This is a genomic window from Streptomyces sp. NPDC052910, assembly GCF_055585605.1.
The window spans coordinates 102,921-121,124 of the sequence record NZ_JBVJJR010000010.1 but is presented as its reverse complement, the minus strand read 5'-3'; the positions used below and the strand labels follow the sequence as shown (position 1 = coordinate 121,124).

At 73.4% G+C, this 18,204-nt stretch carries 17 protein-coding genes and 1 pseudogene; 11 read left to right on the top strand and 7 right to left on the bottom strand.

What is annotated here, in order from left to right:
* Window positions 1-118: 118 nt before the first annotated feature.
* Entirely contained in the window at window positions 119-628 is a 510-nt protein-coding gene (locus ACZ6X9_RS28800; RefSeq protein ID WP_469780932.1) for an anthrone oxygenase family protein, read from the bottom strand.
* A gap of 61 nt (window positions 629-689) precedes the next feature.
* Between ACZ6X9_RS28800 and ACZ6X9_RS28795 the strand changes: the two genes are divergently transcribed.
* The gene (locus ACZ6X9_RS28795) at window positions 690-1,697 is read left to right on the top strand and encodes an AraC family transcriptional regulator (protein ID WP_469780931.1); all 1,008 of its coding nucleotides are present in this window, start codon (window positions 690-692) and stop codon (window positions 1,695-1,697) included.
* 663 nt (window positions 1,698-2,360) lie between these two features.
* Window positions 2,361-3,794 (top strand): DUF1266 domain-containing protein, encoded by a 1,434-nt coding sequence (locus ACZ6X9_RS28790; RefSeq protein WP_469780930.1) that lies wholly within the window; start codon window positions 2,361-2,363, stop codon window positions 3,792-3,794.
* Window positions 3,795-4,062: 268 nt separating this feature from the next.
* Here ACZ6X9_RS28790 and ACZ6X9_RS28785 read toward each other — a convergent pair whose 3' ends face one another.
* Window positions 4,063-4,419 (bottom strand): DoxX family protein, encoded by a 357-nt coding sequence (locus ACZ6X9_RS28785; protein WP_469781026.1) that lies wholly within the window; start codon window positions 4,417-4,419, stop codon window positions 4,063-4,065.
* Window positions 4,420-4,821: 402 nt separating this feature from the next.
* On the opposite strand from ACZ6X9_RS28785, the gene ACZ6X9_RS28780 reads away from it, so the two are divergent.
* Window positions 4,822-4,992 carry a hypothetical protein gene (locus tag ACZ6X9_RS28780; protein ID WP_469780929.1) on the top strand — a complete coding sequence of 57 codons (171 nt, stop codon included), beginning with the start codon at window positions 4,822-4,824 and terminating at the stop codon, window positions 4,990-4,992.
* A 145-nt stretch (window positions 4,993-5,137) separates the two neighbouring features.
* On the opposite strand, the gene ACZ6X9_RS28775 is transcribed toward ACZ6X9_RS28780, so the two are convergent.
* Window positions 5,138-6,088 carry a LysR family transcriptional regulator gene (locus ACZ6X9_RS28775; protein ID WP_469780928.1) on the bottom strand — a complete coding sequence of 317 codons (951 nt, stop codon included), beginning with the start codon at window positions 6,086-6,088 and terminating at the stop codon, window positions 5,138-5,140.
* Between the two features lie 153 nt (window positions 6,089-6,241).
* Here ACZ6X9_RS28775 and ACZ6X9_RS28770 point away from each other — a divergent pair, with 153 nt between their 5' ends.
* From ACZ6X9_RS28770 to ACZ6X9_RS28750, 5 genes are all read left to right on the top strand, one after another.
* Window positions 6,242-7,168: an NADP-dependent oxidoreductase gene (locus tag ACZ6X9_RS28770; RefSeq protein ID WP_469780927.1), complete on the top strand. Its 927-nt coding sequence runs from the start codon at window positions 6,242-6,244 to the stop codon at window positions 7,166-7,168.
* A gap of 343 nt (window positions 7,169-7,511) precedes the next feature.
* A complete protein-coding gene (locus tag ACZ6X9_RS28765) occupies window positions 7,512-8,636 on the top strand; it encodes a homogentisate 1,2-dioxygenase (RefSeq protein WP_469780926.1) in 1,125 nt (374 codons plus the stop codon).
* 63 nt (window positions 8,637-8,699) lie between these two features.
* Window positions 8,700-9,311, top strand: a complete 612-nt coding sequence (locus tag ACZ6X9_RS28760) for an NADPH-dependent FMN reductase (protein WP_469780925.1) — start codon at window positions 8,700-8,702, stop codon at window positions 9,309-9,311.
* Window positions 9,312-9,555: 244 nt separating this feature from the next.
* On the top strand, window positions 9,556-11,049 hold the full coding sequence (locus ACZ6X9_RS28755; RefSeq protein WP_469780924.1) for an ABC1 kinase family protein: 1,494 nt from the start codon (window positions 9,556-9,558) through the stop codon (window positions 11,047-11,049).
* 48 nt (window positions 11,050-11,097) lie between these two features.
* Entirely contained in the window at window positions 11,098-11,271 is a 174-nt protein-coding gene (locus ACZ6X9_RS28750) for a hypothetical protein (protein ID WP_469780923.1), read from the top strand.
* 1,143 nt (window positions 11,272-12,414) lie between these two features.
* On the opposite strand, the gene ACZ6X9_RS28745 is transcribed toward ACZ6X9_RS28750, so the two are convergent.
* Both ACZ6X9_RS28745 and ACZ6X9_RS28740 read right to left on the bottom strand, forming a co-directional pair.
* Window positions 12,415-12,777 (bottom strand): hypothetical protein, encoded by a 363-nt coding sequence (locus tag ACZ6X9_RS28745; RefSeq protein ID WP_469780922.1) that lies wholly within the window; start codon window positions 12,775-12,777, stop codon window positions 12,415-12,417.
* Entirely contained in the window at window positions 12,774-13,028 is a 255-nt protein-coding gene (locus ACZ6X9_RS28740; RefSeq protein WP_469780921.1) for a hypothetical protein, read from the bottom strand. The genes ACZ6X9_RS28745 and ACZ6X9_RS28740 overlap by 4 nt, the downstream gene beginning before the upstream one ends.
* Window positions 13,029-13,623: 595 nt before the next feature.
* On the opposite strand from ACZ6X9_RS28740, the gene ACZ6X9_RS28735 reads away from it, so the two are divergent.
* Together ACZ6X9_RS28735 and ACZ6X9_RS28730 are read left to right on the top strand one after the other, a co-directional pair.
* Window positions 13,624-14,217: an ArsR/SmtB family transcription factor gene (locus ACZ6X9_RS28735; protein WP_469780920.1), complete on the top strand. Its 594-nt coding sequence runs from the start codon at window positions 13,624-13,626 to the stop codon at window positions 14,215-14,217.
* A gap of 33 nt (window positions 14,218-14,250) precedes the next feature.
* Window positions 14,251-15,522: an MFS transporter gene (locus ACZ6X9_RS28730; RefSeq protein WP_469780919.1), complete on the top strand. Its 1,272-nt coding sequence runs from the start codon at window positions 14,251-14,253 to the stop codon at window positions 15,520-15,522.
* A 66-nt stretch (window positions 15,523-15,588) separates the two neighbouring features.
* Here ACZ6X9_RS28730 and ACZ6X9_RS28725 read toward each other — a convergent pair.
* Window positions 15,589-16,921 (bottom strand): annotated as a pseudogene (locus ACZ6X9_RS28725) (Tn3 family transposase); the annotation flags it as partial.
* 213 nt (window positions 16,922-17,134) lie between these two features.
* Between ACZ6X9_RS28725 and ACZ6X9_RS28720 the strand changes: the two are divergent.
* Window positions 17,135-17,500, top strand: coding sequence for a DUF488 domain-containing protein (locus tag ACZ6X9_RS28720; RefSeq protein ID WP_469780918.1), 366 nt, complete (start codon window positions 17,135-17,137; stop codon window positions 17,498-17,500).
* Window positions 17,501-17,542: 42 nt separating this feature from the next.
* Here ACZ6X9_RS28720 and ACZ6X9_RS28715 read toward each other — a convergent pair whose 3' ends face one another.
* Window positions 17,543-18,181 carry a TetR/AcrR family transcriptional regulator gene (locus ACZ6X9_RS28715; RefSeq protein WP_469780917.1) on the bottom strand — a complete coding sequence of 213 codons (639 nt, stop codon included), beginning with the start codon at window positions 18,179-18,181 and terminating at the stop codon, window positions 17,543-17,545.
* Between the last annotated feature and the right edge of the window lie 23 nt (window positions 18,182-18,204).

Genomic DNA, 18,204 nt, shown 5'->3' with positions numbered 1-18,204 from the left:
GGCACGGCGGCGGGGCCGGGACAGCCGAGGCGGCCGGGCCGGCGACGTGCCGAGGCGGGCTGACGACGTCCCGCGCGCCCCCCGGACGCCGGCCGCCGAGCCGGTCAGCCGTCGGCCGTCAGCCGTCGGCCGGTGTGCGGGCGGCGAGGAAGAGAGCCCAGGTCACGCAGGCGAAAGAGGCGGTGGAGGCCAGGGCGCGGACCAGGTTCCACCGGACCCAGGCGCTCTCGAAGGCGCCGCGGACTGCGGCGAAGTCGGTGAGGTGATGATCCGGGGAACCGGCCGCCGCCAGGCGATTGTTGAGCGGTACGTTGACCACGCCGGTGATCACCAGCACGGCGAGCTGGAAGGCGGCGGCCGCCACGAGCCACAGCAGCGCCGTGCGGCCGCCACCGCGCCACTCCAGCACGGCGGCGAGCGTGATCAGCGCCAGTGAGCCCAGGAAGGAGAGCATGAACCAGCCGTTGAGAATGGCCACGTTGATCCGTTGCATCGCGTCGACGAACGTCCGGTCGTCGGCGCGGGCCAGCCCCGGCATCACCGAGCAGGCATAGGAGTAGAACAGCCCGGCACCGAGCCCGGTGGTCACCACCGCCCCGAACAGGACCGCGATGCGTACAACCGACATTCCCGTACCCCCCGTTCGCCGTGCCCTACCGCAAGTCAACCCGCCGGGCCCGCCCGCGGCCATGGCCGAAGACCTCGGCCGCATACGCGAGCGTCCCGTGGACCCCGCCCCGGCCGGCGGGGACCCGCTGGGCGCGCTGCTGGCCGGCACCCGGGCCCAGGGCGCCTTCCTGCTGCGCTCGGTGTTCGACCCGCCATGGGCGATCCGTGTCCGGGACGAGGCGCCGCTGACCGTCCTGACCATGTTCCGTGGCGAAGGCTGGATCGTGCACGACCGGCGGCCGCCCGTACGGCTGCGCCCCGGTGACCTGGCGGTCGTGCGTGGCCCCGAGCCGTACACGGTCGCCGACCACCCCTCGACCGAGCCGCGGGCGATCATCCACCCGGGCCAGGTGGCGACCGACCCGGTCGGGGCCGCACTGTGCGCGGAACTCCACCGCGGCGTACGGACCTGGGGCGCGCGCCCCGACGCGGCGCACGCCCTCGTCAGCGGCACGTACCAGCTCCCCGGCGAAGTCGGCCGCCGCCTGCTGCACACCCTGCCGAACGTGCTGCACCTGACCGCCGGCGCCTGGCACTCGCCCCTGCTGCCGCTGCTGGAGGAGGAGATGAGCCGCGACGAACCGGGGCAGGCCGCGGTCCTGGACCGACTGCTCGACCTCGTCCTGATCGGCGCGCTGCGCGCCTGGCTCACACGGGAGGGCGCCGCCGCCCCGGCCTGGTACCGCGCCCACGGCGACCCGGTGGTGGGCCCCGCGCTCGGCCTGCTGCACGCCGACCCCGCCCGGCCGTGGACCGTCGCCGCCCTCGCCGCCGAGACCGGCGTCTCCCGCACGGTCCTCGCCCGCCGCTTCACCGAGCTGGTGGGCGAACCGCCGATGGCCTACCTCACCGGCTGGCGCCTCTCCCTCGCCGCCGACCTCCTCGCCTCCTCCGACGCCACCCTGGCGTCCGTCGCCCGGCAGGTCGGATACGGCAGTGCCTTCGCGCTCAGCGCCGCCTTCAAACGCGTCCGCGGCCTCAGCCCCGCCCGGCACCGCGACGCCTTCCGGGACTTGGGGCGGGGCTGAGCACCGCGCCGGTGATCCGGCGGACATCCGTGGGCGCGCGGGCCGGGCCGGGCTTGCCGGCGTCCGCTCCGCAGCCGGCCGCTCCCGGCGGATCACCGGACCGGAACGGCGGATCGGCGTGCCGTCCGGAGCGGCACCGGCGGCGGCGCGCGGTCGTGCGATGCCGCCTCGGACGGACTCCATGACCGTGCCTTGCCCACCGGTCCACTTCCGGTCGGGGACCGGCCCGGTGCGTCTCCGGTGCGGCGGCGGACGAGACGTGGGCCGAGTACGCCGACGACGGATCGGCGGCGCCGTCGTGCCCGGCACGCCGACCGCGCCGGGCACGACGTCCGTGCCGGCCTCACCGCGGCCGGCCTGCCCGGCACACTGGCCCTCGTCGGCCCTCGTCGCGGCCGGTCACGCCGTCGTCCTGGAACCGGGCCGCCGGGACGCGCCCTGCGCGCCGACGTGATCACGGCGGGCCGCTCGCCCCCGGCGTGCGGCATCCACGCGCTCAACCCACACCGACGCCCCACCCGGCCGCGGCGCCCCTGCTCGACGACCCCGCGGCGGCGTTCGCGCGTCCGTCCGTTCCGCGCACGCGGCGCCGAGCCCCGGCGAACCGACGTGATGCCGGGCCGAAGGGCGGCGCCGGTACGGCGGTTTGTAGAGTTTCCGCCCATGGGAACGGACACAGGGGGCGAGGTGACCCCGGGAGCGGGGCGGGACTTCGGGCCGGAGCACTGTCCTGAGACGCGGCGGGAGTTCGGCCCGCCCGGCTCGGGACCGTTCGGATCCGGGCAGCCGGTATCCGGTCCACCCGACTCGACCGCGGCCGGCGCCAGTCCGTCCGGTTTCGGCCCCTCCGGTTTCGGCTCCTCCGGTTTCGGGCCGCCCGGCTCCGGGCCGCAGCCGGGGACGTGGCAGGCGCCCGCCCCCGCCTGGCAGGCGCCCTCCGACATCGAGCGCGGCCTGTACGAGGCGAAGGCGCGCCAGGACTGGGCGGCCTACTTCGACGTGCTGGCAGGCGCCTTCCTCTACCACCCCATGCCCAGGGCCGACGCCGACCGGGGCCTGGCCACCCACACCCCGTTCTGGCACCCACAGGTGGGCGTCCACATGCTCGGGTTCTTCACCCACGGCGTGCTGCCCGCGCCCGTCCCCGACCCGGTGTACTTCCGCCGCTCACTGGGCCGGCTGGCCGACGAGTGGTACGACGACACCCTCTGGCTGGCCGTCAACCCGGGCACCCCGTGCGAGGCGTACTTCGCGGCCACCGCGGCCCACCGCGCCCTGTGGACGCGGCACACCGAGAACATCCGGCCCCAGCCCGCCGGAACGCTGCGCACCCTGTACGCCGGCGGGCCGCTTCAGGGGGAGGTCGCGCACGGTCTCGCCTGCGGGGCGCTGCTGTGTGTCAGCAACGGCTCCCTGTGGAACGCCATGGCCTGGCACGGCATCGGCTACCGGGGGGAACGCGAGCGCCTGCGCGACTGGTGGGACATCACCACCCGCGAACAGTGGCAGCGGACCATGGAGACCCTGCTGCGCGGCCGGGCGAGCAGTGGACCGTGGGAGTTCGTCCTCGGGCTGCGACGCGCACTCGCCCGCGAATACGGGGGACCGGTGGAGCCCGGCCACTGGCGGGAGGTGACCGCCCAAGTGCTGCGGGCCCGCGCCGCCGAGGCCCGCGCCGCCGCCGGCCCCGACGACGACGGCGGCGGGGACGTGGAGGCCGAGATCCGGCGGGTACGGCAGCTCATCGGGCGCATCACCCGCTACGAGGCGAGGTTCCGCGCCGACGGGCTGCTCCGCGACAACCGGTCCGTCCGCTCCGTACTGGCCTGGGACTTCGGCCGGGCGTCGAAGATGGCCCGCTGGGGCCTGGGCGCCCGCTTCTGCGACATGGGCGAGGCCGAGGCGGCGGTGGTGCGCGCGAGCCGGGTCAGCAGGATCGAGTACCACTCGTGGGAGGACTTCTCCGCCGGGTACATCCTGGGCCGCTGCCTCCACTTCGACGAGGAGGAATTCGGCCCGTGGTACGAGGAGATGCTCGACGCGCACCGCATCCTGACCAGCGACCCGGCGAGTCCCTGGCTGACGGTCCCTTGGTAGGCCCGCCGCCGGCGCGGGAAACCGCCGAGACGCCTCCACCCGCCGAGACGTCTCTTCCCGCCGTCCCGGCTCGGCACGTGAGTCGCCCTCCGGCGCTCACCGTCCGGCTGCGCATCCGATCGCCCGGTCACCCGGAGCGCGCCCTCGGCCGCTGCCGTCTCCGTCGGCGGCCGTACGGCGTCGCGCTACGGTCCCCCGTACGAGGGCGCCGACGGCCGTCGCGGATTTCCGTGCCTCACCAGGGACCGTGGTAGGCCACCCCCGCGCCTCACCACGGACCGTGGTAAGACACCCCCAGGACGAGGGCGGCCACAGCGGTGGCCAGGAACACGATCCCGCCCACGATGTTGCGGGAGCCGACCCGCAGGTGCGCGATGATCGCGCCGATGAAGTACAGCACGAGACCGGCGGCGGCCAGCGTTCCCAGGAGCGGCACGGCGAGCCCGGCGAGCAGCCCCACGGTGCCCGCCGCCAACAACAGGCCCAGAACCGGGACGTATTTCCGGGGTATGCCTTTCATGTCCGCCTGGGACTTGGGGTATTCGTGGCCGATCAGGTACGTGACGGCGGCGGCGCCGTTGAAGACCGCGCCGACGATGGTGATCGTGACGAAGGCGATGAACACGTGCTCTCCGCTCTGTTCGGTGGACACGATGTCGCCGGAGGGGGCCGGTGCGGGATGCCGTACTCCGGACGGCAGACCGGCACCCCGTACGCACCGCCGGTGGCCCAACGTCGGTCGGGCACAGCGGCGTTGCCAGGACGTGATGGTGCTGCGCGGTGATGATCGTACCCGCGCCTCGCGAGGGTGCGGCGGAGTGGTCCGTGCGGCGGAAGGCCGGTGGTCTCCGTCCGCCCGCTGCCGGCCGCGTCTTCTTCGCCGCGGTGGCACTGCGGTGCCGGTGAGGAGAGGGTCGAATGGTCTCTCCTTGTTTCGTTCACTCCACCCGGGTGGTGTGAGGTGTCGTCGTGAAGGCCGACAGAGTCCCGATTCCGGTCGCAGCTCGATCCGGCGTACAAGTCGACTGTGAAACCCGTCCGTTGCGGACGCTCCGCCCACCACCTGGCCACCCGGGTCGCCGCCCACGCCGGTTGGGCCGACCAGTCCCACCCGCATCGGGACATCATGGCGTTCACCGGGGCAACTCCCGCGACCCTGGCCGGTGAAGCGTTCCTCGCCGTCGACGCCATCGCGTGACCCGGAGCCGCGTCAGGCTCAGCGTCTCCGGGGAGCCCCGGCTCGGTCACCGACCGGAGGGGCACGGCTGACTCCGTGAGCCGTGGCGGTCGCGGGTACCCGCCGGCCCGGCCGCGGCCCCGCCGCGGAAGGCCGGCCGCGCGCGTCACAGGCCGGTCGGTGTGTCCGGTCCGGGCAGCCACCACCTGGTGTCGGGGAGGCGGTGCCAGCCGTGGTCGCGGGCGTAGGTGTGGACGAGTTCGAGAGTGCGGTTCAGCACGGGTGCCGCGGTGGTGGCGGGGTGCCAGACGGCGTGCCACGGGTAGAGCGGTACGGGGTCGGTCAGGGGGCGCGCGGTCAGGCCGTCGGGGAGCTGCCCGGTGGTGAGGCCGAAGGCGGGGTAGCCCCGGGCGGCCACCAACGCGTGGATGGCGGCCCGGCCGTGCCCGCGGACACGCAGTGCGACGGACAGCCCGAACGCGCTGACGGCCTCCTCGATCCAGTCGCGCCACTCGGCGGCCTCGTCGGCGGTGTGGACGAGCAGCGGGTGGTCGGCGAGGGCGGCGAGGGGGACATGGTCGTGGGCGGCGAGGGGGTGGCCCGCCGGGAGGACGACACCGATGGGTTCGAGGCGTACGGGCATGGTGGCGAGCCCGTCGGGGAGGGGCCGGCCGAGTCCGTGGACGCGGCCGAAGGCCAGGTCGAGGTCGCCCGCGAGCAGACGGGGCAGCGCGGCGGCCAGCCCCTGGCTCTGCAGGACCTCGAACGGCAGGCAGGGGGACTGGGCACGCAGGTGCTCGGTGACGATCGAGGGGGTGAGTCCGTCGGTGAGCACGTCGACGCGCAGGGGCGCCTGGGTGCGCGTGACGTCGTCCACCATGCGCCTGGCGTCGGCCAGGAGGCGCCGGCCGCGCCGGACGAAGAGCTCCCCGGCCGGGGTGAGCGCGACATGGCGGCGGTCGCGGGTGAACAACGGGACGCCGAGGCGCTTCTCCAGGGCGGTGATCTGTGCGGAGAGAGTCTGCTGGGCGATGGTCAGCGCGGCGGCGGCCCGGCCGAAATGGAGTTCGTCGGCGAGGGTGACGGCGTAGCGCACCTGGCGCAGGTCGAGGTCCACCCTCCCAACGTAACAGCCTGAGACTGTCACCTGCCCGTCGAAGAGTGTTGGACCCGCCCCCACGAGCGACCGTTGAATGGTGAGCGAAAGGCGCCGGGGAACCCAGTGAATCGAAGGGGTCCGCCGGTCGGTACTCGCTCTATCGAAAGTCAGGTGACCATTCCGATGAAGGCAGTGGTGATGGACTCCTACGGCACTCCCGACGTGCTGCGGGTGGCCGAGCTCCCCGAACCGCGGGCGGCGGCGGGCCGGGTACGCGTGCGCGTCCGGGCCGCCGGGCTCAACCCGATCGACGCCAAGATCCGGCGCGGCGAGTTCGACGCGGTGTACGACATCTCCTTCCCCCAGCAGCTCGGCAACGAGTTCGCCGGCGTGGTGGACCAGGTGGGCGAGGGCGTCGACGGGTTCGCGGCCGGGGACGAGGTGATCGGTTTCGTCGACATGGCCGCGTACGCCGAGTACGTCGTCGTGCCCGCCGAGCAGCTCGTCCGCAAGCCCGAGGGGCTGGACGGGGAGACCGCCGCGGTGATCGGCGCCGTCGGCCAGGCGGCGTACAACGCGCTGCGCACGCTGGGGGTGACGGCCGGGGAAACGGTGCTCGTCCATGGCGCCGCCGGCGGTGTGGGCAGCGTCGTGGTGCAGCTCGCCCGGGCCTCGGGTGCGACGGTGATCGGAACCGCGCACGAGGACAACCACGACTACGTCCGCTCCCTGGGCGGTGTCCCGGTCACCTACGGTGACCACCTCGAGCAGCGCGTACGCGAGCTGGCCCCGGGCGGCGTGGACGCCGCCCTGGACCTGACCGGCGCCGAGGAGGCGATCGCCGTCTCGATCGCCGTGACCCGCGCCAAGGAGCGCGTCGTGACCCTGGTCAGCCCGCCGCTCGCACGGCGGTACGGCATCACCATGATGTTCGGCACCCGTTCCGCCGACACCCTCGCCCAGGTCGCCGAACTGGCCGCCCGGGGCGAGCTCCGGCTCCCGGTCGCCCGCCGATTCCCCCTCGCACAGGCGGCGGAGGCGCACAAGGCGCTGGAGGCCGGCGGCCGGCGCGGCAAACTCGTCCTCGCCGTCGGCTGAGTCCTCGCCCGCGCCGTCGGCCGCGACCGGAGCGCGCGCCCGGACCGTACCCCGGCCCGGACGGAGACCCCGAGCGTCCCCTGCCCACGTCGATCCCCGGCCCGCGCACCGCGCCCGCACGCCGGCCTCGCGGCCGGTCCGCCGTGCCCGCGCCTCGTCCTCCGCGGCGACGCGCCCGCCACCCGGCACCTCACGGCCGCCCCGGCCCGAGGCCCGATGACGCCCGACGACAAACCACTACGCCCGACACCAAACCGATCACGGCCGATGTCAATCGATCACGGCCGACGGAAAACCGGTCATGTCCGACGAAAGACCGTCCAGGCCCCACGAAGGAACCGACATGTTCGCCCAACACGTCCAGGGCCGCGTACCCCGCCAGGCCCACACCACGGTGCCCGACGGCACCTTCGAGGAGCATCACGCCCGGCAGGGCTTCGAGGGCGAGGTATCCCGGCTCTACCACGCCCACCCCACCACCGACTGGCTGCGCGTCGAAGGCCCGGTCCGGCCGCGCGGCATCCGGCTCACCGAGGTCCCCGCCGCCGACGAGCATGACGAACGCGCCCTCCCCACCGTGCTCATGCACAACGACGACATCACCATCGCCGTGTCCAGGCGCACGGCACCGATGCCGTACTACTTCCGCAACGCCGACGGCGACACCCAGCTGCTCGTCCAGTCGGGCCACGGCACGCTCGTCACCGACTACGGCGTCCTGTCGTACGGGCCGCTGGAGTACCTCGTCCTGCCCAAGGGCACCAACTACCGCGTCATCCCCGCCGGGGACGGGCCCCAGGTGACCTACGTGGTCGAGACCCGGGAACCTGTCACCCTGCCCGAGCGGGGCCCGCTGGGCCATTTCCTGCCCTTCGACCGGGGCGTCCTGGAAGTCCCCCGGCTCGACGCCGGCCCGTCCGTGCCCTCCGCGGCGAACGCGGACGGCGAGTGGGAGGTCCTGGTCAAACGGGACGGCGAACTGTCGTCGATCTTCTACGCCTTCGACCCCGCCGACGTCCGAAGCTGGACCGGCACCCTCGCGCCGTTCCGACTGCGGCTGGCCGACATCCGCCCGGTCACCTCCGAGCGGCTGGACGTGCCGCCCATGGCGCACGCCACCTTCCAGGCCGGAGCGGACTGGATCGTCACCATGGCCCCGCGCCCCACCCAGACGGCCGAGGACGCCGAACGCGCCCAGCCGTTCCACCGCAACGTCGACTACGACGAGGTCATCGTGCCGCTCGGCACCCTCGACGGCGGTCAAGGGCCCGGGCCGACAACGGGCCTGGCGAGCGTCACCCCGGGCGGGATGAACCACGGCCCAAGCCGGGCCCGACTGGCCGCGCGGCGCGATCGACAGCCCGTCTACGTGTGGAACATCGACACCGTCCGCCCCCTGCGCTACACCGAGGCCTTCACAGCGCACGAGATCCCGGACTTCGCCCGCCACGAAAGCTACCGCGGCTGACATGCCACCGCCGCCACCCACCCCCCTCACCCGACCCCCCGCCCTCCGAAAGAAGCACCGTCCATGAGCCGCGTCCTGGCCATCTCCGGCTCCCTGCGAGCCTCCTCCTTCAACACCCGGATCCTCCATGCCCTGCCGGCACTTGCCCCCGAGGGCATGCGCATCCGGTGTTACGAACACCTCGGCGACCTGCCCCACTTCAGCGAAGACCTGGAGACCGACCCGCCGGCGGCCGTGCGCGAACTGTGGCGCGAGCTCGCCGACGCCGACGGGCTGATCGTCGCCACGCCCGAGTACAACGGCGCCATGCCGGGCGTGCTCAAGAACGCCCTGGACTGGGCGTCGCGCCCGTACGGGTCGAGCGTCCTGCCGGGACACGCCGCCGTCGTCCTGTCCTCCTCGCCCGGCATCTTCGGCGGCATCCGCGCCCAGGCCCAACTGCGCGAACTGTTCGCGCTCCTCAACGTCTACGTGGTCGGCGGGCCCCAGGTCGCCATCCCCGAAGTCCACACCCGCCTCGACCCCACCGCCGAGCCCGCCCGCCGCCTGACCGATCCCACGACCCGGGCCATGCTCACCTCCCAACTGCACGGGCTCGCCGAGGCCATCGACCACCAGGCCGGAAACCGCCTGATCAAGCCGCTGCACGACGGGCAGAGCGGGCGCGCCGCCTGACCGCGACGGCCCACACACCACCCGCGCACGACCGGCGGCGTGCGGCAGGAGCCGCCTCGGCGCGACCGCGCGTCCCGCGCGCCCCCGCGTCCTCGCGCGCCGTTGGATGCGCGGTTGTCGGCCGGCGGTGGGCTGTCGTGCACTGGAGGCGCAGGGCGAAACGGAACAGGCGGTACGCCGTCCGGCGTACCGTGTCGTGGCGCATCGGCTCCGGCAGTCGGCTCGCACGGGGGTGGAGGGGAATGTGTCCGGTGGCCGCGCGCGGTACGTCGCCCGGGTGCTGGGGCGGCTGCTGGCCGAGGAGGCGCGGTCCCGCCGGAAGGCCGGGGCCGGGGCGGGGGAGCGGGCGCGGGCCGTGCGTGAGGCCCTCCAGGAGCTCGGGCCCTTCTACATCAAGATCGGGCAGGTGCTGTCGACCCGGCCGGACTTCGTACCACCCGCGATGATGCGGGAGTTGGGGATGCTGCACGACCGGGTCCCGCCCGCGCCGTTCGCCGTGTTCGAGCCGGTGCTGGCGGCCGACCTGGGTCCCGAATGGCCGAAGCTGTTCCGGGAGTTCGACACCTCGGCACCACTGGGCGCGGCCTCCCTGGCCCAGGTGTACCGCGCGTGGCTGGCCGACGGCACCGCGGTGGCCGTCAAACTCCAGCGGCCCGGCGTGGAGGAGGTGATGGCCGAGGACATGCGGCTGCTGCGCCGTACGGCCCGGCTCCTGGCGCGTGCGACGCCCCGGTTCACCGCGGTCGTGGACGTCCCCGCCATGCTGGACGTGCTCTTCGACGCCATGGAGACGGAGACCGACTTCCGGGCCGAGGCGGGGAACATGCGCCGGGCGAGGCAACTGGCCGAAAAGTACGAGCACCTGACCGTGCCGCGGGTGCTGATGGAGCCGACCCGGCGCGTGCTGGTGCAGTCCCTGGCGCCGGGGACGTCGATCCACGACGCCGACCCGCGGGCATTCACCGTCGACCAGCGCACGGGCATCGGACGCGATCTGATGGCGTTCATGTACCGCGGTTACTTCCTCGACCGGTACTTCCACGCCGACCCGCACCCCGGCAACCTCTTCGTCCACCCCGACGAGCCCGCGCACCTGATCGACTGGGGCATGGTGGGCCGGGTGGACGGCGGCACCAGCCGGGGCCTGGTGCTGTCCCTGCTCACCCTCGCCGCCAACGACGGCGCCGGACTGGCCAGGACCTGGGCCGAGATGGGACACCCCACGGCCTGGTCCGACCTGGCCGGCTTCCGCTCGGACATCAGCCGGCTCGTACCGAAAGTCGCCTCCGCCACCCTGGACGAACTGAACTTCGGCGTCACCCTGACCGCCATCCTCACCCACTCCACCCACCGCGGCATCCGCAGCAGCCCCGCCGTCTCCCTGCTCGGCAAGTCCTTCGCCAACCTCGAGGGATCCATCCGCCACCTGTGCCCGGAGCTGTCCATCACCGACGTCTTCGCCGACAACCTGCGCACCATCGTCTTCGGCCTCGCCCGCGAGACCCTCTCCGAGCAACAGGCCGCCCGCAGCGCCCTGGACATCATGATCGCCGCACCCGCGGCGCTCCAGCAGTCCCGGGGGATCCTGCGCGCCCTCGCCGACCAGGACCTCACCTTCCACGCGAAGGTCGCCGGCGAGTCCAGCCGGCGCGGCAAGGTCAAGGAGGGCAGCCCCAAGGCCTCCTGGGCGATCCTCCTGCTCGCCGCGTACCTGGCCGGGGCCCGAAGAAGGGAATGACCGTGCACCACACCCGTCCGGCTCCGCCGTCACAGAAGGGGATCGTCCTTGCTGTCGCGCCCGCGCGGTCTCTTCTTCTGGCTGGTCGTGATCATCTTCCTGTTCCTCATCGCCACCGCTCCCGTCGCAACGGCCCGCACGATCCTGACCGTCTGGCGGTCGATCGTGACCCTGTTCACCGGCCTGAAGATCTTCGTCTCGGTCCTCAGCGCCCGGCAGTGAGGAGCGCCCGGCAGTGAGGAGCTCCTGGCAGTGAGGAGCGCCGGACAGCGAGGGCGCGTGTCTCCCGGCGGCCGCCCTGCCCGGCGGCACCTCCCGAGCCCCGGGGGACATCGGCGGCCCCATCCGCCGGCGCCCGGCGAGGTGCTTCGCGGAATCCCGTCCGCTTCTTCGGATACGGCTTTTGCCACGCCTCTTGATCCCGGGACCGTGGAGCCAGCCGTACCGGAAGGCCGCAGCAAAGGAGCAGGACCCTTGGAGCGACGTCCCCTGGTACCGCATGCGGCGCGTCTCGTCCTGATGGCCGTCGTGCTGGCGGTGGTGAGCGGATGCGCGTCCTTCAGCGCGACGTACGTCCCGCCGGTGCCCCAGGCCCGCGCGACCGCCGTTCCGCCGCCCGGCCCGCGGACCATGGCGTCCGCCCCCGTGCCGTCCGCGTCGCTCCCCGCGTCCGGACCCGCGGCCCGCCGTGCGCCGACGCCGAGCGCGTCGTCGGCGGGAGAGCTTCCGCTCGCCTCCGGTCCGCACGGCGGTCGGACGCCCGCCGAGGTGTCACCGGCACCGTCCGCGGCTCCGTCGGCCCGTCCGGTTCCCGGAACGAAGGGGGACCTGCCGTCGGACCCCCCGCGCGGTGTGACGCCGCCACCGTCCGATGTCGCGCGGTGCGCCTGCCGTCAGGCGACCGGCACCGGGGAACCGCAAGCCGACCCTTTCTCGGCCGGACCGTGTCCTGACGCCCGGTTCCACGAGGAACCGTCCGGCGGCAGTCCGTCTCCTGGAGATCCCCGGTGCCCCGACCCGCGATCCGGGGACGCGCCGCCCGGCGTCACCGCCGAGCCGGGCGACCCTGTCGCGGACCGGTGAACGCCGCCCGGCCCGGCGGCGCCGGTCTGCGACGGCGGCACGTCTGCGACGGCGGCGCGTCTCCGGCGGAGCCGGTCTGCGACGGCGGCACGTCTGCGATGGCGCCGCGGTGCAACGGTTCGGTGCCGCAGCCGCCCGCCCCACGCCCGCACGGACCCGGCGCCTCGCGGCACGACCGGCAACGGACGGCCTCTGCCTCGTGACCGTTCCGCCGCCCCCGGTTCCCCGGCCGGCTCCGGCATCGCGTCGGCTGTCGGTCCCGCCCCCGCGCGGCGCATCCGCTCAGTCGGCCCGCGGCGGGTGCGCGGCCGTGACCGCCGCCCAGAGAGCCGACGTACCGCCCTGACCCGGATCCCCCACCCCGCACACGACCTCCCGCGCCAGGACGGCGGCGAGCACCCGGTAGGTGCAGTCCCGCCCGGTGGCCGCGTCGTGCGCCCGGAAACTCCCGCCGGCGCGCACGTCGTCCGCCAACTCACCCAAACCGACGGGGCGGTGGAGGCCGGTGTCGTGGAGAGAGCCGTCATGGTGGCGCGCCAGCCGGCGCACCGTCGGCGTGCGGGGGGAGGGGAATTCGGACCCGGTGGTGCCGGGAGGCGGGAAGTGGGTGCCGCCCGTGGGGGCGGGTGGGTCCTGGGCCGTCACCCGGCCGCTCGCCCGGACTTTCCGGCCCCCGGCCGCCCTGTGGCCGTCCGGTCGGCCCGGACGGTGGCGGTGGCCTTGCCGCCGGTGTCCTTCTCCGGCCGGACGGCGTCGCTCACCGCCTTGCGGAGGTCGTGCTCCAGATCCCCCGCGCGGTCCAGGCAGTCGTCGGTGAAGTCCTTCACGTCGTCCATCACGTCACCGATCAACCGGAAGAGCCCGGTGCGGCGGCGGCTGCGAGTGCGGGTGGTCATCGGCGGACCTCTCTCGGGGGTACGGACGGGACGTACGGGAAAGGGCGGTGCCGTGCCCGCCCGTGACGGAGCGGGGCGCCGGGTTCCGCCGCGGCTCCTTCCATCAAAGACACCGGTCGTACGGCCGGTCCAGGGGCGCGGGCCCTCCTCCCGCGGCGTCCGGCCCCCGTACGGAAGGCCGCGGCGGCGCGCACCCGTCCCGGCGAGCCGACGCACCCCCCGGCGCCGCCCCCACCGGCCGTCACCACGCTCGCACACGCGCCAGTGCTCCGGCGCGGACGGCCGGCTTCACCCCGGGGCGGCCCGCTTACGCCCCGGGCGGTACGCGCCGCCCGCTGACCGTCCCGGAGGTGGCGCGGTCACGGCACAAGAAGCCGGAGAACGTACGGCGCTATTTCCACCCCTCGGCGGAGGCAATCGCCGAGGTCACCAGCTTGCTTGCCCCTGGAGACAGTCGGCGCTGACCTCGTCAGCGGCAGTCAAGTCGAGACGGGTTGAGCTGCCTCAAGTCCCCTGTGTACGAAGCCGGGTTGCTCGGCCGCCCAATTCTGAAGCAGTTATTGCGAAGTTTTCACTTCATACCTACGGTGAGCGCATGCGACCGAAGCACGAGCCCGAGCAGATCACCGACCTGGCACGGTTGAGGGCGTTCATGAATCCGCTGCGGATGCAGCTCTACCGGCTGCTGTACGCCGCGGGCACCGCGACCGCTTCTCAGCTCGCCGAGCATGTCGACGAGACGCCGTCACTGGTCAGCTACCACTTGCGCAAGCTGGCCGAGCACCGCTTCGTGACGCAGGCGAGCGGTCAGGGCGGCGACGGCCGTGAGCGGTGGTGGCAGGTGGCATCCGAAGGGGGCTGGGGCTTCCGCGACTCGGACTTCGCGGACACGCCCGAGGGCGCGGCCGCCGTCGGCGCGGTGACCCGAGGGATCTTCGACACCCGTGTCGCCCAGTACCGCTCATATCTCGACCAGAAGTCCGCCTGGGGGAAGGCGTGGACCGATGCGTCCTTCAGCTCCGAGTGGCTGCTCGACCTCACTCCGGCCGAACTCGCCGAGATGCGCGATGAGCTTGAGACGCTGGCCCGGCGCTGGCGGGAGCGGGGCAAGGCCGCCAAGGCGGACGACGACACCGAGGACCGCGAGCACGTGTCCGTGCACCTCTACGGCTTCCCCTTCCGGTCCTGACTCAGCCGGATTCCCGACGTACTGGAGCCCACGATGGCCACCCCAGAGACGGTTCTGCCCGAACACGCCTCCACACCGGCCCACCGCGACGGCAACGTGCTGCGCTGGCTGACCGCATACACCGTCTCCCTCGTCGGAGACAGCGTGTACTTCGTCGCCCTGGGCTGGTCCGCCCAGAAGGCCGCCGGTCCTACCGAAGTAGGCCTCGTCATGGCCTCCGGAGCGTTACCACGGGCGTTACTCATGCTCGGCGGCGGCGTGGTGGCCGACCGGTTCGACCCCCGCCGGGTGATTCTCGGCAGCGACACGCTGCGCTGCCTCCTCATTCTGGTTGTGGCCGCCGGTATCGCACTGACGGCGCCGGCCTTGTGGATCCTGGTCACGGTGGCGCTCGTCTTCGGCGCCGTCGACGCGCTGTTCGTACCCGCTGTCGGTGCCCTCCCGCCCCGGATCACCGCCCCTGACCAGTTGGCCCGGATCACCGGCATGCGCACGCTGTCGACGCGCCTCAGCCAGATCGCGGGCCCGCCCATCGGCGGCCTGGCCATGGGACTCGGCGGACCCGCGGCCGCCTTCACCGTCGCCGGACTGCTCATCGCTCTGTCCCTGCCGCTCCTGCTGACGATACGGACACGGCCCCTCGTGGCGAGCGGCGCCGAGCAGACGGAGCCCGGCACCGCGCGGCAGGAGCTGCTCGACGGACTGCGCTACATCCGCCGCCACCGCCTCATCGGTCCGCTCGTCGCCGCCGGCGCCATCTGCGAACTCGGCCTCACCGGCACCCTCAACGTCGGCATGGTGCTCCTCAACACCGAACGCGGCTGGGGCCCTTCCGGCTACGGCTGGATCGTCAGCAGCTTCAGCGCAGGTGCCGCGGCCAGCGCCGCGCTGCTCGCGAGCGCCGGTTGGCTGCCGCGTGCCGGCCTGATGATGGCAGGGACGCTGCTCGTGGGGTGCGCGGGCGCGGCCACGATCGCGCTGGTGCCGACCCTGTGGCTCGCCGTGGTGCTGGCCGCGGTCATCGGACTGAACGCGGGTGTCTTCGGCAGTCTGGACAACGCCCTCATACAGACCGCGGCGGACCCGGCCTATCTCGGCCGGGTCACCTCCGTCGTCATGCTCACCATGGTCGGTTTCGCCCCCCTGAGCTACCCGCTGGTCGGCGCCGCCATCGGAGCCTGGGGAGCCGCCCCGGTGTTCGTCGGCTGCGGCATCTTCGCCAGCCTGGGCGTGGGCATCGCCCTGGCCTCTGAGGCGGTGCGGCACGCCGAACTGCCCCGACGGCAGCCAGGCGTGACCATCTAAGCAACTCAACCGCAGCCCCGACCAGTCCGCAGCAGGGGCTGGTCGGCGTCTCCCGGTGAGCGGCGGTCACTCGCCGTCTACGGCACCCGGATCACGCAGTGGTCGCAAGCCTCCGGGCAGGTCGGGGAGCTGGAAGGAGTAGCGGCCGAGCATGTTGATGTGGTGCCGCACGAATGGCGAGAGTCGGGCCACGTCCTCGTCTCGGACGTCGAAGCCGTCCGCGCGCAGATGGATTCGCCGCAGCGTCCGTGCACCGCGTCGTGAACAGCACAAGGGCGTTGAGGACCAGGCCGAGCGCGCCTAGCTGGTCTTCCAAACCGTCCTGGTAGCGCTGGTAAAGCTGCCCCGAGCGGCCGTGGAAGATCGTCCGGGCGAGGGAGTGGCGGCCCTCCTGGAGGTTGGCCTGCACCGCGATCTGGTGGCGGTAGCCGGGTTCGTCGGCCAGACGCAGGATGTGCAGGGTCTTGGCGATCCGGCCATAGTGCGCAATAGCGTCGCCAAGCGGGGTGGGGCGGGCGCCCGTCGCGCGACAGCACCCGGACCACGTCGTACGCGCGCACCGCGCCGGTGTGGGTGGAACCGATGATCCGCAGGATGTCCTCCCAGTGCCGTTCGATGCGGGCGAGGTCGCCCCGGCCGCGGGCCGCGTCCTGGAAGGCGCCGTAGTCGGCGCTGTGGTCGATGCGCCACATCTTCTGGTCGGGCAGGTCCGCGAGCTGCGGCGTGTATGGAACCCGGCGAGGGTAAGCAGGCCGAACATGATGTCGCTGTCGGAGGCGGTGTCGGTGACGATCGTCTCGGGGCGCTTGCCGCCGTCGCGGTCGGAGAGGACGTCCAGCACGTACAACGAGTCGCGCGGAGTGCCGGCCACCACCTTCCCGCCCAGCCCTGCGGCCTGGTCGTTGTTCATGAGGCGCCCATACTTCAGCGCGTCCGCAGAGGCGATGCCCGGGGTGTAGCCGACGTTGCACGCGTGCGCCACCAACAACGCGGTGATCGTCACGTTCAGGTCCTTCAGCCTCGCCTCACTGCCGGTGACGGACGTGAACGCCTGGTCGGCGCCGGTCCACGAGAACACCTTCAGCAGTACCTCGGGCAGGTCGACCCGGGGAAGCATTGCCTCAAGCGCTTCCCGCAGGTCGCGCAGCGAGGCCGGTTCGGGCTCCGGCTCCAGGGCGGCGAAGGGCAGCCGTCCGTCGTCGAACACGATCTGGGAGGTCGCCGGCACCCGCCCGGCGGCCTCACGGTAGGTGCCGTCCAACAGCCCGGCCCGCGCCGCCAGGTGCTCGCCCGCCTCAGCGGGCAGGTTGAGCGAGGCCGGTACGGTGGGCTTGGCCTGCTCTCACGCCGCTCCGTCCAGCAGCTTCGCCCGCGGGTCGCCCCACTTCAGGCCGCCCCGGACCGTGCAAGTCCCTCGTCGGGGCGGTGGTGCCGGGGCGTCGACCGCACGGTGTCCCGCCGTGGCACCGTGGCGTGGCCGCCGGAATCCGGAAAGGTGGGGTCCGAGCCGTACGGGCCGCCCGGGCCGTCGGCCGCGACCCGACAGCGCGGTCGGCGTCCGGGCCGCGGCCGATGGGCAGGACGAGCAGACGGAAGAGGAGAGCCGGTCACCGTGAACCGACCCGGAAACCGCGTCCAGGTGCGGCGCGTCTACGATCCTCCCGAGCCTGCCGACGGCACCCGGGTCCTGGTCGACCGGCTCTGGCCGCGCGGTCTCGCCAAGGCGGACGCACACGTCGACCAATGGCCCAAGGAGCTCACGCCCTCCACCGAGCTGCGCCGGTGGTACCACGGCCCCGAGGGTACGTACGACGAGTTCCGCCGCCGCTACGAGGCCGAACTCGCCGCCCCCGAAGCGGCCGACGCGCTGGACCGCCTGCGGCGCCTCGCCGCCGAAGGCCCCGTCACCCTCCTGACCGCGGCCAAGGACCCCGCCCGCAGCCATACCGAGGTGCTGCGCCGGCACCTCAAGGCGTAGGCGAGGAGAAGGCGCGGCGACCGCGGGCCACCGCCCGTCGGGTCATCCGCGCCCTCGCCCGCCGGAGCCCGAAGGGCCGGGCGCCAGCAGGCGGTCGAGGGCGCGGCGGGTGCGGGCCGGGGCCTCGGGGTCGGCGAAGAGCTGGAGTTCCTGGTTGAGGGCCAGGAAGCAGCCGACGAGTTCGTACGTCACCTGCTCGGGATCGGTGTCGGCGGGCAGGTCGCCGGCCGCGACGGCGTGGCGCAGTTCGGCGGCGAGGCGGCGGCGCCAGAGGAGGTGGAGACGGACGACCGCGTCACGCACCCGCCCGCCGCGGGCGTCGAACTCGACGGACGCGGCGATGAAGAGGCAGCCGCCGGGGAAGACGACGCGCTCGTGCTCCAGGTAGGTGATCCACGCCTCGCACACGGCACGCAGCCGCGGCAGGCCCGGTACGGCGTCCTGGGCGGGATGCCAGACGGTGCGGGCGAACACCGCGGAGGCGCCTTCGAGGACGGCGAGCTGGAGGGTCTCCTTGGTGCCGAAGTGACCGAGGATGCCGGCCTTGCTCATGCCCAGGTCGGTGGCGAGACGCCCGATGGTCAGCCCTTCCAGTCCTTCCACGGAGGCGACCGCGATGCCACGGTCGATGATGCGCCGACGGGTGGTGCGGGCTTCGGCGGCGGACTTCCGTGGGCTCATCCGGCCATCCTAGCCACTCGGCC

Bases quoted from the DNA above. Each gene is read 5' to 3' on its own strand.
- ACZ6X9_RS28800 (WP_469780932.1), bottom strand. From the start codon at position 628: ATGTCGGTTGTACGCATCGCGGTCCTGTTCGGGGCGGTGGTGACCACC.
- ACZ6X9_RS28795 (WP_469780931.1), top strand. From the start codon at position 690: ATGGCCGAAGACCTCGGCCGCATACGCGAGCGTCCCGTGGACCCCGCC.
- ACZ6X9_RS28790 (WP_469780930.1), top strand. From the start codon at position 2,361: ATGGGAACGGACACAGGGGGCGAGGTGACCCCGGGAGCGGGGCGGGAC.
- ACZ6X9_RS28765 (WP_469780926.1), top strand. From the start codon at position 7,512: ATGTTCGCCCAACACGTCCAGGGCCGCGTACCCCGCCAGGCCCACACC.
- ACZ6X9_RS28760 (WP_469780925.1), top strand. From the start codon at position 8,700: ATGAGCCGCGTCCTGGCCATCTCCGGCTCCCTGCGAGCCTCCTCCTTC.
- ACZ6X9_RS28740 (WP_469780921.1), bottom strand. From the start codon at position 13,028: ATGACCACCCGCACTCGCAGCCGCCGCCGCACCGGGCTCTTCCGGTTG.
- ACZ6X9_RS28735 (WP_469780920.1), top strand. From the start codon at position 13,624: ATGCGACCGAAGCACGAGCCCGAGCAGATCACCGACCTGGCACGGTTG.
- ACZ6X9_RS28730 (WP_469780919.1), top strand. From the start codon at position 14,251: ATGGCCACCCCAGAGACGGTTCTGCCCGAACACGCCTCCACACCGGCC.
- ACZ6X9_RS28715 (WP_469780917.1), bottom strand. From the start codon at position 18,181: ATGAGCCCACGGAAGTCCGCCGCCGAAGCCCGCACCACCCGTCGGCGC.